14 protein-coding genes are annotated in these 15,892 nt (G+C 33.1%); 11 read left to right on the forward strand and 3 right to left on the reverse strand.

Annotated features, from left to right (window positions below; translation table 11 throughout):
- The 3 genes from V6624_RS13730 to V6624_RS13740 all read left to right on the forward strand — a co-directional run bounded on the left by V6624_RS13730 (position 1) and on the right by V6624_RS13740 (position 2,387).
- Positions 1-594: a tRNA-(ms[2]io[6]A)-hydroxylase gene (locus V6624_RS13730; RefSeq protein WP_338838960.1), complete on the forward strand. Its 594-nt coding sequence runs from the start codon at positions 1-3 to the stop codon at positions 592-594.
- A 252-nt stretch (positions 595-846) separates the two neighbouring features.
- A complete protein-coding gene (locus V6624_RS13735; RefSeq protein ID WP_111290316.1) occupies positions 847-1,887 on the forward strand; it encodes a GMP reductase in 1,041 nt (346 codons plus the stop codon).
- 2 nt (positions 1,888-1,889) lie between these two features.
- The gene (locus tag V6624_RS13740; RefSeq protein ID WP_111290318.1) at positions 1,890-2,387 is read left to right on the forward strand and encodes a GNAT family N-acetyltransferase; all 498 of its coding nucleotides are present in this window, start codon (positions 1,890-1,892) and stop codon (positions 2,385-2,387) included.
- Positions 2,388-2,466: 79 nt separating this feature from the next.
- On the opposite strand, the gene V6624_RS13745 is transcribed toward V6624_RS13740, so the two are convergent.
- Both V6624_RS13745 and V6624_RS13750 read right to left on the reverse strand, forming a co-directional pair.
- On the reverse strand, positions 2,467-2,946 hold the full coding sequence (locus tag V6624_RS13745) for a hypothetical protein (RefSeq protein WP_111290320.1): 480 nt from the start codon (positions 2,944-2,946) through the stop codon (positions 2,467-2,469).
- A gap of 145 nt (positions 2,947-3,091) precedes the next feature.
- Entirely contained in the window at positions 3,092-3,670 is a 579-nt protein-coding gene (locus V6624_RS13750; protein ID WP_111290322.1) for a pentapeptide repeat-containing protein, read from the reverse strand.
- A 157-nt stretch (positions 3,671-3,827) separates the two neighbouring features.
- On the opposite strand from V6624_RS13750, the gene aspA reads away from it, so the two are divergent.
- The 6 genes from aspA to V6624_RS13780 all read left to right on the forward strand — a co-directional run bounded on the left by aspA (position 3,828) and on the right by V6624_RS13780 (position 10,779).
- Entirely contained in the window at positions 3,828-5,237 is a 1,410-nt protein-coding gene (gene aspA / locus V6624_RS13755; protein WP_111290324.1) for an aspartate ammonia-lyase, read from the forward strand.
- Between the two features lie 156 nt (positions 5,238-5,393).
- A complete protein-coding gene (locus V6624_RS13760) occupies positions 5,394-6,680 on the forward strand; it encodes a BamA/TamA family outer membrane protein (RefSeq protein WP_111290326.1) in 1,287 nt (428 codons plus the stop codon).
- Between the two features lie 173 nt (positions 6,681-6,853).
- Positions 6,854-7,528: a response regulator transcription factor gene (locus V6624_RS13765; protein WP_111290328.1), complete on the forward strand. Its 675-nt coding sequence runs from the start codon at positions 6,854-6,856 to the stop codon at positions 7,526-7,528.
- Position 7,529: 1 nt separating this feature from the next.
- Positions 7,530-8,912, forward strand: coding sequence for a HAMP domain-containing sensor histidine kinase (locus tag V6624_RS13770; protein ID WP_111291173.1), 1,383 nt, complete (start codon positions 7,530-7,532; stop codon positions 8,910-8,912).
- An 83-nt stretch (positions 8,913-8,995) separates the two neighbouring features.
- On the forward strand, positions 8,996-9,718 hold the full coding sequence (locus V6624_RS13775) for a hypothetical protein (protein WP_338838962.1): 723 nt from the start codon (positions 8,996-8,998) through the stop codon (positions 9,716-9,718).
- Positions 9,719-9,831: 113 nt separating this feature from the next.
- On the forward strand, positions 9,832-10,779 hold the full coding sequence (locus V6624_RS13780) for a bestrophin family protein (protein ID WP_111290337.1): 948 nt from the start codon (positions 9,832-9,834) through the stop codon (positions 10,777-10,779).
- Positions 10,780-10,947: 168 nt separating this feature from the next.
- Here the strand turns inward: V6624_RS13780 and V6624_RS13785 are convergent, their stop codons facing one another.
- On the reverse strand, positions 10,948-12,369 hold the full coding sequence (locus V6624_RS13785; protein WP_111290339.1) for a PLP-dependent aminotransferase family protein: 1,422 nt from the start codon (positions 12,367-12,369) through the stop codon (positions 10,948-10,950).
- Between the two features lie 108 nt (positions 12,370-12,477).
- Here V6624_RS13785 and V6624_RS13790 point away from each other — a divergent pair, with 108 nt between their 5' ends.
- Together V6624_RS13790 and V6624_RS13795 are read left to right on the forward strand one after the other, a co-directional pair.
- Complete coding sequence (locus V6624_RS13790) at positions 12,478-13,392, forward strand: EamA family transporter (protein ID WP_338838964.1); 915 nt, start codon at positions 12,478-12,480, stop codon at positions 13,390-13,392.
- Positions 13,393-13,609: 217 nt separating this feature from the next.
- Positions 13,610-15,874, forward strand: a complete 2,265-nt coding sequence (locus tag V6624_RS13795; RefSeq protein WP_338838965.1) for an acyl-CoA dehydrogenase — start codon at positions 13,610-13,612, stop codon at positions 15,872-15,874.
- Positions 15,875-15,892 lie beyond the last annotated feature (18 nt).

A 15,892-nucleotide genomic window follows, 5' to 3' on the forward strand; every position in this document is an offset into this window, starting at 1 on the left:
ATGGGCGTATTAAGATTACAATTGCCAACTGACCCAAGATGGGTAAATATTGTTGAGAAAAACATTGAAGAAATTCTAACGGATCACGCTTGGTGCGAGCAGAAAGCAGCAACAAATGCGATTACGATCATTACAAATAATTCTGAACATCAGGATTTAGTAAAAGATTTATTGGCTTTAGCCAAAGAAGAAATCGATCACTTTGAACAAGTTCACAATATTATCATCAAAAGAGGATTAAAATTAGGACGCGAGCGTAAAGACGATTACGTTAACGAACTTTACCAATATATGAAAAGAAGCGGTGACGGAAGCCGTGTTTCAGGACTTGTTGAAAGATTATTATTCTCAGCAATGATTGAAGCCAGAAGCTGTGAACGTTTTAAAGTACTTTCAGAAAACATAAAAGATGAAGAATTAGCTATTTTCTACAGAGAGTTAATGGAAAGCGAAGCTGGACATTACACAACATTCATTACATACGCTCGTAAATACGGAAAAGGAATCGACGTTGAAAAACGCTGGAGAGAATGGTTAGAATTTGAAGAATCTATCATTACCAATTACGGAAAAGGAGAAACGATTCATGGGTAGTTTATTTTAGTGTTCAGTGTTCAGTTTTTTGAGTTTTCAGTCGCAGTCGCAGTTTTCAGTTTTTACGTTTGTCACGTTGAGCGAAGTCGAAACGCTCTCCAATTAGAAACTTTGTGAATCTTAGTGGAATTAAAAAGCGCTTTTGTAAACGCATGTTAGTAATTGTTCACAAGTTCAAGTTTTTGTTAATCTAAAATCTACAATCTAAATTCTAAAATTCCTTACATTTGAGAGTAACCAAAATCTCGAACTATGAGAATAGAAATGGACCTGAAACTAGGATTTAAAGATGTAATGTTTAGACCTAAAAGATCAACACTTAAAAGCAGATCTGAAGTTTCCCTAGAACAAAATTTCAAGTTTTTGCACAGTACTTCAAGTTGGACAGGAATTCCGATTATGGGTGCTAATATGGATACGGTTGGGACTTTTGAAATGGCTCAGGTCTTGGCAAAAGAAAAGTTGTTTACAGCGATTCATAAACATTATACTCTAGAAGAATGGAACGCATTTCTTAAGAACGTATCTCCAGATTTTTACGATTATATTGCTGTAAGTACAGGAACAGGAAAAGAAGATTTTGAGAAGATTGAAAAAATAATCACTGCAAATCCATTACTGAAATTTATCTGCATTGATGTTGCTAATGGTTATTCGGAACATTTTGTTCAGTTTTTAAAGAAAACCAGAAAACAATATCCAGACAAAATCATTATTGCTGGAAACGTCGTTACAGGCGAAATGACCGAAGAACTATTATTAGCTGGTGCTGATATCGTAAAAGTCGGAATTGGTCCTGGTTCTGTTTGTACAACTCGTGTTAAAACAGGCGTTGGTTATCCGCAATTATCTGCAATTATCGAATGTGCCGATGCCGCGCATGGATTAGGTGGACATATTATCAGCGACGGCGGTTGCACAACTCCAGGCGATGTTGCCAAAGCTTTTGGCGCCGGAGCCGATTTTGTAATGTTAGGCGGAATGCTTGCAGGACACACAGAAAGCGGTGGAGAACTAATAGAACTAAAAGGAGAAAAATTCAAACAATTTTACGGAATGAGTTCTAAAACTGCAATGGACAAACATTCTGGAGGCGTTGCAGAATACAGAGCAAGCGAAGGAAAAACAGTTCAGGTTCCGTTTAAAGGAGACGTGATTCACACTGTTTTAGATATATTAGGCGGAATTAGAAGCACTTGTACTTATGTAGGAGCTTCAAGATTAAAAGAATTGACTAAACGAACGACTTTCATCCGCGTAAGCGAACAAGAAAATCAGGTTTTTACAAAATAAATATGATTAAAATTACCGAAGCATTTGTTGAAGATATTGCTAAAATTCAAGAAATCGCACACATAACTTGGCCAATAACCTATGGTGAAATTCTAACGGCAGCGCAGTTAGATTATATGTTGGATCTCATTTATTCTGATGAAGCGCTTTCTAAACAAATTCAGAATAAAGAACAGTTGTTTTATTTGGTTTCAGATTTAGAATCTGTAATTGGTTTTATCGGAATCGAACACAATTATAAAAACGAAGCGATTACCAAAATCCATAAAATTTACCTTTTGCCAGAAACTCAGGGAAAGGGTTATGGTAAAATAGTTTTTAATTCAATTGAGGAATTGGCTTTAGAAAATAAGTCAAAGGAACTTTTATTAAACGTAAATCGCTTTAATACCGCTTTAAATTTCTACAAAAAACTTGGTTTCGAAATTAAAGAAACAGTTGATATTGAAATTGGAAATGGATATTTGATGGAAGATTATGTTATGGGGAAGAAGATATAGTTCTCTTACATTATAAAAAAAAAAGCAGGTCTTTGAAACTTGATTTTCAAAGACCTGCTTTTTTTTATAATGCAGATAATTAACGAATTAAATTATAAATAAAACTTGCTGCAAAAAGATAAATAAAGACACATAATGCATTAATACCTAAAACTTTAAGATATTTATTAGCATTAGAAGTTTCTTCTCTAAAAAAAGTATAATTAATTACTGTTGCCGCTCCACCGATTGCTCCACCAACTGCTCCACCACTAAATACGAGCCCAATTGGTAATGCACCAACGATATATTCATACCATTTTAATTTATTTGCCATTGGATATTTTTTGCCATCAATGTTTAAGGCTTGTGAAGATATATCTGGTATGTTAGCCTTTGGAAAAGCCTTAACTATTTCGTCATTAGCTCTTTTAATTAAAAATGGTTTTCCTTTTTCTTTACTTTGCTCAACAAGTACTCCATTTTGTTTTAATGTTGATTTTCCAGAAAAGATATTGTTTTCAAATTCGAAATTATTGTTTGGAAAATCAGGTAATGTAAATTTAAAATTGTTTTTCATGATTTTATTGCTTTTTTCTTTTTTAAGTTTTTAGTAATCAGTTGAATAATAATACTTAAATATTTTTGCAAAGGTATTTTGAATACCTAATTGCAAATAGCAACAAAAAGACAGAAAAATAACATAATAAGTTAAAAGTTACTTTTTAGCTCACAATCAAATCATGTTTAAATAATAACCCTTTCACTTCTTTTAAAGAAAAAATAGCTTTCTTCAATTTAGTTTTAGACGGATCAATAGTATAATTGTAGCTTGTTTTAAAATCGGCTTTATTGGCAATGGCTTTGTTGAATTCTGATCGATACAAATCGCAGTTGTCAAAAACAACGCTTGTTAAATCTGCAGCCATAAAATCTACGGCGATTAAACTGCAATTGGTAAATGGAGTTCCTTTTAATTTTAAAGTGTAAAATTTTGAAAAGTCTAGAATGCAATCGTTAAAATGAACTTCAAAAATTAGTTTGTCACACATTGCAAAATTCACTTCTTTAATTTCGCAGCGATTAAAAGTAGCGGTTCTAAATGCTACATAATTAATTTTAGCTTCAGAAAAAACACAGTCATTAAAAACGCAATCGATAAAAGTAACAGCGAGAAAAGTGCAGGCAGAAAAGTTACAATTATTAAAAACACAACATTCGAAGTCCTTAAAATTTAAGTCATCTTTGGCATAAATAATCGTATTGTATTCTTTATCAAGAAAATATTCGCTTTCCTTTTTCAACTCTTTTCTATAATTATTTTAAGGTGAAAAGGTAATAATTTACCATAAAATAATGGGAACAAATTATAAATGATTTTGATTTCATTCACATTTTTAATCCATAAAATGCTGTAGCTTTACACTTATTTTTTAAGTCAAAATTTATCAATTTTACGATATGGAATCAACAAGAAAAGAACATGATTTTCTAGGAGAATTAGAAATTCCAAACCATTTATACTACGGAATCCAGACTTTTAGAGCGGTAGAAAATTTTAATATTACAGGAATTCCGATTTCAAAAGAGCCTTTGTTTATCAAAGCGTTAGGTTATGTAAAAAAGGCTGCCGCTTTAGCCAATAAAGATTGTAATGCAATCGATCCAAAAATTGCCGAAGCGATCTGTTACGGAAGCGATCAGGTAATTGCTGGTAAATTTGATCAAGAATTTGTGAGCGATTTAATTCAAGGCGGTGCAGGAACTTCTGTAAACATGAATGCAAACGAAGTTATTGCCAATATCGGATTGGAATATTTAGGTCACAAAAAAGGCGAATACAATTTTCTTCATCCAAATAATCATGTAAACTGTTCTCAGTCTACAAATGATGCTTATCCATCAGCATTTAGAATTGCTTTGTATTTAAAAATGGAAAGCTTTATTAAAACTTTCGCTGGTTTAGAAGTTGCTTTTGCTAAAAAAGGAGAGGAGTTTAAAGAAGTTTTGAAAATGGGAAGAACGCAATTACAAGATGCTGTGCCAATGACTTTAGGACAGGAATTTAAAGCTTATGCGACGACAATTGGCGAAGATATCCAGCGTTTGAAAAATGCGCAGGAATTATTGTTGGAAATCAATATGGGCGCAACAGCCATTGGAACAAAAGTAAATGCACCTGAAGGTTATCCAGAAATTTGCGTAAAATATTTGGCAGATGAGGTTGGAATTCCGTTAACGCTTTCTCCAGATTTAATTGAAGCCACTGTAGATACAGGAGCTTATGTTCAGATTATGGGAACTTTAAAACGTTCTGCGGTTAAAATTTCTAAAATCTGCAACGATTTACGTTTATTAAGTTCTGGGCCAAGAACAGGTTTAAATGAAATCAATCTTCCTGCACGTCAGCCAGGTTCATCTATTATGCCAGGGAAAGTAAATCCGGTAATTCCAGAAGTGGTAAATCAGACTTGTTTTTATGTTATCGGTCAGGATTTAACCGTTACAATGGCGGCAGAAGCAGGACAATTACAGTTAAACGTAATGGAGCCTGTTATTGCTTTTGCTATGTTTACTTCATTAGATTATCTTTCAAATGCTATTCAGACTTTAATCGATAAATGTATTAACGGAATTACAGCAAACGTAGATCATTGCTATAATATGGTTATGAATAGCATTGGAATCGTGACACAATTGAATCCAATTATTGGTTATGAAGAAAGCGCTAGTATTGCGGGAGAGGCTTTAAAAACGGGAAAAAGCGTTCATCAAATTGCGGTTTTAGAAAGAAAATTGATCACACAGGAAAAATGGGACGAAATTTATTCTTTAGAAAACTTAATCCATCCGAAGTTTATCACTAAATAATTTTTCCATGATATAACTGAAAGCCGTCAATTTTATTTTGACGGCTTTTTTGTTAAAATAATTTTAATTTTATTTCTGTTTAGTTCGTAAGATGTTGAAAATAAGAACTATATTTACATAGGGATTGATTCTTATCTCCAAAACTAAACTTTGCAAATGGTGATTTTTTTTAAAAATAATGCCTATAAGTACAAGTCTAAAATCTTAGGATTATTACTTCTTTTTTCTTTTAATCTATTCGCTCAAGAGGAAATTAAAAACTCTGAAATTGAATCTCCAAAAATTTGTCCTCCCAAAACAGTATTTGATCTTTTTAAAAAAGAAGACGATGCTTTAGTGGTTAAACCAACAAAAAACAATTTCTTTTTATTAATTCCTGCTATTGGATCTCAGCCCGCTACAGGATTCTTTTTTGGTGCCGTTGCTCAATATACTTTTAAAGGAAAAGAAGAAAAAGATAAATATTCGATTGCCAATGTTGGGATTACCTATACGCTAAAAAATCAATGGCTGGTTAATATCAAAAACAATATTCTACTGAATAATAATAAAATCTTTTTGAGTGGCGATTATCGTTTGTATTTGTTTTCACAGCCTAATTATGGTTTAGGAACCGATATAATTCCGCCTAGACGTGACCAACCTGATAGCTTTAGTGTTGATTCTCTTGCTCAGGATATGGATTATAATTATTTGAAATTCCATCAGACAATTTCTTTTGAGGTTAAGGAGAACTATTATGTTGGAGGAGGAATTAATATTGACTGGTACTCTAGTATTCAGGATAAAGAATTGGATATCGCAAATGGAAAATATACATATCACTACAATTACAGCCAGAAATACGGGTTTGATAATTATGAATATTTCTTAAATGGAGTAAGTTTGAATCTGGTTCATGATTCGCGAGATAATCAGGTTAATGCATCAAAAGGGTGGTTTGCCAATATTAACTACAGATTTAATCCAGTTCTGTTTAATAATCAGGATTATAGTAATGTGCTCTTTGCAGAATATCGCCATTTTATACCTGTTTCTCCTAAAAATCCACGTTATGTTTTAGCGATTTGGACTTACGGACAATTTGTAACTAGAGGAAAAGTACCTTATTTAAATCTGCCTGCAATTGGCTGGGATCAGCGCAGTAGGAGTGGAGAAGGTTATACGCAGGGATTGTTTAGAGGAAACGGTTTAGTTTATTTATCTACAGAATTTCGTTTTCCTATTACCTGCAATCAATTGTTGAGCGGTACTGTCTTTACCAATTTTGTAACGGCTAGTAATTCAGATACCGATCTTAAATTATTCAAATCGATTCAGCCTTCTATTGGTGCTGGTTTAAGAATTTTAATTGACAAAGCTTCCAAAACAAATCTAATTTTAGATTATGCGTGGGGTAATAATTCTAAAGGTTTTTACCTGAATGCAGGGGAGACTTTCTAGTTTCAAAATTTGTATTAATTAAAAATAAAAAGATTAGAGTTAAAAATAATATTAAAAAGCAGGCTATTAGGTCTGCTTTTTTTATTCTTCATAATTAAATCATAATTTGTAAAAATGTACTGAATTATGTTAATTTCAATTCTTATTTTTGTTGTATATACAAACTTCTTAAGATGAAATTACTGATAGTTGAAGACGAACCAAATCTATTATCGATATTAAGAAAAGGATTTGCAGAAAATAATAATGAAGTAAGCGTTGCAATGGACGGTAAAACTGCCATGGAGATGATTCATAATTATACTTTCGATGTAGTAATTTTAGATGTAATGCTTCCTGATGTTAACGGAATCGAAATTTGCAGAAGACTTCGCGCAGCTAAAAATTTTGTGCCAATTTTGCTTTTAACGGCTTTAGGAACATCAGAAAACATTGTCACTGGACTTAATGCTGGTGCCGATGATTATTTGGTTAAGCCTTTTAAATTTGGCGAATTAGATGCCAGGGTAAATGCTTTGTACAGAAGATCGCAACAGGAAACAGAGAAAATTGACGCAATTACAATTGGTGATTTAGAAATAAACGGACGCGCAAAAACGGTTAAAAGAGAGGGAGAAAACATCATTTTAACGGCAAAAGAATTTAAACTTTTATATTATTTGGCAAAAAATACAGGCCGAATTGTTTCTCGAGATCAAATTTTAGATAATGTTTGGGATATTAATTTTGATATGAATACCAACGTTGTCGATGTATATATTACGTACTTAAGAAGAAAGATAGATAAGCCTTATTCAACCAAACTTATTCATACCATGAAAGGTTTGGGCTATGTTATTAAGCTATAAAATGGATATTAGAAAAAAAATTACTTTTAATTACGTTGCCCTTTCTACCTTTAGTACTTCTCTATTGTGTATCATCGTGTTTTTCTTATTTAGAGAAAACAATCGATATCATTTTTTAAAGCGTCTGGATGATAGAGCAAAAATTGTTTCTTCTATTCATTTTCAAAAAGATCCAGAAAAGATTAAATACTACCAAAAACTTAAAAAAAATGGTCTTGAAGAATTGATCGAAGAAGAAGAATATGTATTGAAAATCAACAGCCACAATAGTTTTGATTATAATACGAATTTAAACCTCCCGAATTCATTCTACACCAATATTTTAAGTACTGGAAAAGATTCTTACGAAAGAGATAATAAATATTATTTAGGGCAAATTTTTCAGGAAAATAGCCAAAGATATATTGTAATTGTTGGCGCGAGAGATCGCAAAGGAAAAGATACGACCGTTTATATTGTAAAAATCATGCTTTTTGGCGGAATCGGTTTTGTGATTCTGGCATTTCTATTGGGAAGATTTTTGGCAAAACGCGTTATCGATCCTGTAGCAAGAATTACAAAAGAAGTGAAGAGAATTAGCGCTTCAAATCTTCATAATCGTCTGCCTGAAGTTAAAAATTCTGATGAAATTTCAGATTTGACCAATACTTTTAATAATATGCTGGATCGTTTGGAAACTTCATTCGAGATTCAAGCAAACTTTATTAATAATGCTTCTCACGAATTAAAAACGCCAATTACAACCATTATTGCCGAAGCAGAAATCATGCTGCTTAAAGAAAGACAGCAACATGAATATGTAGAATCTCTACAGAATATTTATAGTCAGGCTTCAAGATTAGGAAATCTAACAGAAAGTTTGCTGAAATTAACTCAAACTGGTTATGACGGACAAAAACAAGTATCTGATATTGCTCGAATGGACGAATTGCTTTTGGATGTAAAATCAGATTTAGATAAAATTTATCCAGATAATCGCGTGAGCATTAAACTTAATTTTGCTCCAGAAGATTCTAATTTGCTGTTGTTGCCATGTAATAAACCGCTTTTAGAATTGGCAATCAATAATATTATTACCAACGGAGTAAAGTATTCTGATAACAACGAAGTGTTTGTGAATCTTTCGGCTAATCGCGAAATGATCAAAATCTCGATTAATGATATTGGAATCGGAATTCCACCAGAAGATATTCCGCATTTGTATGAACCTTTTTTTAGAGGAAAAATTGCGGCCAAATATATTGGTTATGGTTTAGGACTTCCTTTAGCATCTAAAATCATTAGAATGCATGATGGTGAACTACAAGTGCAATCGGAACAAAATAAAGGTACAATCGTTACCATAATCTTCAAAAAACTCAACATTAAAAAATCTAATGTTTAATTTTAGAAAATTCTAATTTTAGATTAATGTCTCTCTAAGTTGTTGATAGTTAATTTGTAAGTATAAACTAAACGATTATACTTATGAAAAACTTTCTTATACCAACGACTTTAAAAGATGATACAATTTCGGCTGTAAAATCTGCGGTGAATCAGTCAAAAAATACTGAATCAGAAATTATTTTAGTATTAGTTTCAGAAGCGCCAGATACATTTTCATCTTCTAGTTTTTTGCGTGAAATGAGATCTGGACTTACAAAAAGTCAGGAAGAAGTTCTAGAAACCTGTCGTTATATTATCGACCACACTCCAAATACTAAACTAAAAGTCCACAATCAATACGGACTTTCAGCGCCTCTTTTTAAACGTCTTATTGAGGCTTTCTCAGTAAAATTGATCATTCTTACACATTCTTATAAACAGGAAACCAAAAGAATTCATCAATATTTGATTCAATTGGCTGGAAATCAAAAATGTCCAATTCTGCATTTAAGTACAGAAATTAATAAAGAAGTCTTTAATAAAGCACTTTATGTAGAAAATTCAAGCCGAAATATTCATGTAAAAGATGTACAGGAATTTTTGAGTGCTAATTTCTCTTTCGAAATTGTAAGCCAAACAGCTAGTTTTGAAGACAACTACGAAAATGTTGCTCCATTTTTATCAGAAGCCATTTCAAAACACAACATCGATATGTTGGTAGAAACCAGAAAAGGCGAAAAAATCAAATTTAAAAAAGCCAAAAAAGAAAATGTCAATGAAAAACTAGGACTTCCAGTTCTTTCATTGTACGAAGAGATGGTTTAAGAGTCTGAGATTCTAAGTTTCTAAGCCTCTAAGCTTTTTAATTTTAATTCTTAGCATCTTAGAAGCTTAGAATCTTAGCCTCTTAAAAAAAAAATTAATTTAAAACCGAAAATATGTTATTAAAGAAAAGAATACCAATGAAGTACGTTCTCGGGAAAATTAAAGTAGAAATCGCTCTAGTATTGGCTTATACCATACTATTTGAAATTTTCCATCATTATTTTATTAACCTTCCCGTAGATATTCCAATTGCCATTCCAACCATGATTGGAACTATTATTTCCTTATTATTAGCCTTTAAATCGAATCAGGCTTATGACAGATGGTGGGAAGCACGAATTGTTTGGGGCGCTGTTGTAAACGATTCCAGAACATTGATTCGTCAGGTTTTGACATTTTACGAAGATCCAGATTTTTCTGTCGAAGCAAGTGAATTCAAAGAAAATTTTGCAAAAAGACAAATTGCATGGTGTTATAGCCTTGGGCAGTCGCTTAGAAATAGAGATGCAATAAAACCGCTTGAAGGTTTAATGAATGAAGAAGAAATTAAATACATCAAGAACCATCAAAACGTTCCAAATGCGATTTTAATGTTGCATGCAAGAGATTTACGAAATGCAAAAAACGAAAAAAGACTTAACGTTTATCAGCAAGTTGAAATTGATAATACATTGTCAAGATTATGTGATGAAATGGGAAAATGTGAACGTATTAAAAACACCATTTTTCCAACAACATACAGTATGTATATCAGATTGACTTTGTGTCTGTTCATTTTTGTATTGCCTTTCGGATTAACAAGTGTCTTAAGCTGGTTTGCAATTCCGCTGATTACTGCAATTGGTGCAGCTTTCTTTTTGATTGAAAGAATGGCAATTCATTTGCAAGATCCGTTTGAAAACAGACCTACAGATACACCAGTCACAACAATTGCAAATACAATTGAAAAAAATATCAAGCAAATGCTTAACGAATATCAAAGTGAATTTGATATTCTGAATGAATTTGACTTAAAAGACGAACCTAAGAAAGTCGAAAAGAACGCTTATTTTGTCTTATAACTATTTAATTTTGGTCTTCTTTTAATTGTTGGTTGGACAGTGAGTAGTTGCGCTGTCCAACTTTTTTTGTCATTGCGAGGAACGAAGCAATCACACTAACAATAATGCGCAAAGTTTGATTTAGCAAATGGGATTGCTTCGTTCCTCGCAATGACAAAAAAAAAGCGATTACAACTGTTTCGCCAATCTCCCCAATGTCTGAATAGCAGTTCTCAACTCATTAGACCAAGGCAATCCAAAACTCAATCGCATACAGTTTGAAAATTGATTTTGAAATGAGAAAATCCTCCCTGGCGCAATACTAATATTATGTTTGAGTGCTAAATGATAAAAAGCCGCTGTATCAATTTTTTTATCCAATTCTACCCAAAGGAAAAATCCACCTTGAGGCTGGCTCACTTTTGTTCCTGCAGGAAAAGATTCCAAAACGGTATTGATGTAATTAGTACAATTTCGATTCAAAATCTGACGAATTTTTCTAAGATGGTTTTCATAACGGCCATTTTTCAAGAAATCTCCAACCACTTCATGTGTAATAGTGGTATTGGAAATGGTGTGATATAATTTCGTTCTCAAAACTTCTTTCTTAAATTTTCCTGGCGAAACCCAACCTACACGATAACCAGGTGCCAAAGTTTTAGAAACAGAACTGCAGCATAAAACAATTCCGCTTTCGTCATAGGTTTTGCAATTAGTTGGTCGGCTTGTGCCAAAGTACAAATCGCCGTGAATATCGTCTTCAATTAACGGAACATTATAGAAATCCATTAATCTCACAATCTCTTTTTTATGCTCGTTCGGCAGCATACTTCCAGACGGATTACTAAAATTGCTCATCAAAACGCAAGCTTTTACCTTATTTGTAGCAAGTGTTTTTTTGACCGCTTCCAATTCAATTCCTGTTGTCATATTGGTAGGAAGTTCCATTACATACAAACCTAATGATCTGGCCAATTGCAGAATTCCAAAGTAAACCGGACTTTCCGTAATAATAGTATCTCCCGGCTTTGTCAGCGTTAACAAACAATCTGAAATTGCCGAAATACAGCCTGGAGTTGTTATAATATCATCTTCAGTAAGAGAACCGCCCCAAGTAAAAGACCAGCGTGCAATTTCTTTTCTTAAATTACTATTTCCTTCAATTTCCTCATAACTCGTTCCGCTGTTGGGTAATTGGCGCATTGCCTGAACCATTCCTTTATTGAGTTTTGCAATTGGAAGCAATTCATTGGACGGGAAACCAAGCGAAAGCATTGTAATATCTTTTTTTCGCATATCGCCATAAACCAAATCTACTAAATCCTCGCGTTCAATATTTTCTAGAGTTAAAAGCGGTTTACTTGCCGACGGTTCTGGAATAACTCGTGCAGAAATATTACTCACATAATAACCAGATTGCGGTCGCGCTTCAATTAGTGAACGGCTTTCAATTTCATAATAAGCTTTACTTACGGTGCTCATGCTGTAACCCGTTTCGGCGCAGACTTCTCTTATAGAAGGCAATTTATCGCCAACATTTAAAACGCCCGATTTAATCTGTTTCTCGATTAGGTCAGCAAATTGAAGATATAAGTAATTTGAATTTTTCATAAAAAATAAAACTGTTATGCTGCAATTTACAAAAACTGTATCTGTATTGCTGTTTTATTTTTAAGAAATTTGCCTCATCAAAAGAAAACAATTCAAAAAAGCAATTTTGTGAAAACAACAAAGTATTATATCGCGGCGATTTCAGCCTTTATTACATGGGGACTTTTCAGTTTGGTTTTAAAGCCAATTCATGAATATCCGTCATTGGATATTTTGTTTTTTCGTGTTTTCAGCTGTGGTATTTTAATGCTTTTGATTGCTTTTTTATTCAAAAGAAAACAAATAAAAGAAACCATTGAAATTTTCAAAGCTTTACCAAAATCAGAAAAAAGAAAATCAATTCTGCTGAATATTGGCGGAAGCGCATTTTTGATGGCAAATTGGTTTACTTTTATTTATGTAGTGAATCACGTTAGCGTAAAAGCAGCTTCTTTGGCATACTTGGTTTGCCCAATTTTAACGACTTTGTTGGCTTATTTTATACTGAAAGAAAAACTGCTAAAAACACAATGGCTTTCTGTCGGACTAAGTATTTCGGGCTGTATGTTGCTTTCATACAGCGATATAATGGATATGTTTTTTAGTGTCATAATTGGTTTAACTTATGCTGCTTATTTAGTGAGTCAGCGTGCCAATAAAGGTTTTGACAAGTTTATTGTTCTGACTTTTCATATCACATTGGCTGCATTGTGTTTATTGCCATTTTATCCAAGTTATGGAGGACCAGTTCCAACGGAATTTAAATTCTATTTCTGTATTGAAACAATTGCAATCTTATTTACAATTGTACCGCTTTTCCTGAATTTGTACGTACTTTCCGGAATCAATTCTTCAACAGTTGGAATGTTATTAAACATCAATCCGATGATTGCGTTTGGGTTGGCAGCCTTTGTTTTTAAAGAAAATATTTCACCTTTACAAATAACAGCATACGGAATTATTTTTGCCGCAGTGTTAGTTTTTAATTCACATCATATTTTTGCGATGAAGCAAAAAATGACCTCAATATCCAAAGGTTCTTAATTCTTAGTTTTCATATTTTTTATTGGTTTAAAATCGAAAATTACCAGAATCTTAACAGGATGTTTAAACAGGAATGACTATTTTTCATTCCTGTTTTTTTATGCGATAATGCGAAAAAAGGATAGCCACGAATTCACGAATTTTTTGAATTTAATTTTTTTAAATAATTCGTGAATTCGTGGCTATAAAAAATCTAATACAAACCGAACCTATTGATATGAAAAATACCAAACTTCAAGCCTTTACTCCGTTATTTTATTTAGTGTGGTCAGATGATTTATTGACACAAAAAGAATTTACAACTTTAAAAGACTTTATAAATTCCTTAAATGTTTTATCTGAAGAAGAAAAAGAGTATTTGCTTTCTAAAGTAGATATTTCAAATCCGCCTTCGCGAAATGAACTCACACAATGGAAATTGGATATTGAAAAAAGTATTCAGGATAAATCTTCGATCAAGTCGATTTTTGATATTGCAAAAGCACTTTCAGACCAAGATTTAGATTTAACGCTAATTGAACCTGATTTTAAAAAACTAGAAAATGATTTAGGAATTTTGGGAGAAGAAGCACTTCAGAACTTCAAAACCAAAGCAGGTTCTTTTACGGCAGATTCTCATACCAATGCTAGTTTTGATATTCAAAAAATTACTCAAATTTTAGATGGAAAAGAAGCAGCAATAATCAAAAGAGTAAAATCGGTGATTTCAAGACCTGAATTTGCTTATGAAACTTCTACCGATATTAATGTTTTTAGACAAACCGTTTACAAATGGTGTAAAATTCTAGCCGATGAAAACCTCGGAAGTATGGCGTACCCAAAAGAATACGGAGGAGGAGGGAATGTAGAAGATTATTTTGCCATTATGGAAACGTTGAGTTATCATGATTTAAGTTTGGTAATTAAATTCGGAGTTCAGTTTGGACTTTGGGGAATGAGTGTTCAATCATTAGGAACCGAAAAACATTATGCTAAATATTTAAAAGACATTGGTTCGCTTAAACTTCCAGGTTGTTTTGCAATGACTGAAACGCATCACGGATCGAATGTAAAAGGTCTAGAAACTAGAGCGACTTACAATCATAACAATCAAACTTTTACGATTCATACGCCAAATAAAAATGCTCAAAAAGAGTATATCGGAAATGCTGCTGTTCATGGACAAATGGCAACTGTTTTTGCTAAATTAATTATTGACGATCATGATTATGGCGTAAATGCTTTTGTGGTTCCTTTACGTGATCCAAACGGAAATGTGTTAAACGGAGTAACAATTGGAGATTGCGGTCATAAAATGGGATTAAACGGAGTTGATAACGGAACAATTAGTTTTGACAACGTCGTAATTCCAAAAGAAAATATGTTGGATCGTTTTGCTTCTGTAAATGATAAAGGCGAATTCGAAAGTCCGATTCCAAGTGACAACAGACGATTTTTTACCATGTTAGGCACTTTGGTTGGAGGAAGAATCGGAATTCCGCGTTCGGCTTTGGCGGCAGCAAAATCTGGATTGACAATTGCTATTCGCTACAGCGATCAAAGAAGACAATTTGGACCAGAAGGCGGATCTGAAGTTCCGATTTTAAATTACAGAATGCATCAACGCAGATTATTGCCACATTTGGCTAAAACGTATGCCGTTCATTTTGCTCTTCAATACTTGACGAGTAGATTTTTAAATAGAACCGAAACCGAAATGCAGGAAATTGAAGCTTTGGCGGCGGGAATGAAATCGTATTCAACTTGGAGTACAAGAGATATTTTGCAAGAATGTAGAGAAGCGTGCGGCGGAAAAGGTTATTTATCCGAAAACCGAATCGATGCACTAAAAAATGATACAGAAATCTATACGACTTTTGAAGGAGATAATACTGTTTTAATGCAATTAGTGGCTAAAAACCGTCTAGCAGAATTCAGAAAAACATTTGGAGAAATGGGTTCGTTGGGAATTATCAATTATGTGTATGAAAATGCAAAAACAGCCATTGCAGAAAAGAATCCAATTGCAACGAGAAGGACAGATGACGAACATTTATTAGACGGGGAATTTCATCTTCAGGCATTTGTTCACAGAGAAAAAACAATTTTGGCTTCTGCAGCGCGACGTATCAAGAAATTAATCGATGGCGGATTAGAACCTTATGATGCTTTTAATGTGGTTCAGCACCAAATGATTGATGTGGCGCAAGCGTATTTAGAAAGAATAGTTTTAGAGAAATTTCAACTTGCAATAAAAGCGGTTGAAGATGAATCATCAAAAGCAATTTTAACGAAATTGAATCAATTGTATGCACTTTCACAAATCGAAAAAAATAAAGCTTGGTATTTAGAAGACGGTTATATGGAAGCAGTGAAAACCAAAGCAGTTCGTAAAATCGTAAATCAGCTTTGTTGGGATATTCGCCCAGATGCTGTGGCTCTTGTAAATGCTTTTGATATTCCAGAAAGCTGTTTATTTGCACCAATTGTGGCGCACATTTAGTTTTGAAAATATATTCGT

It is taken from the genome of Flavobacterium ginsenosidimutans (genome assembly GCF_037478105.1).
GTDB classification, from domain to species: domain Bacteria; phylum Bacteroidota; class Bacteroidia; order Flavobacteriales; family Flavobacteriaceae; genus Flavobacterium; species Flavobacterium ginsenosidimutans.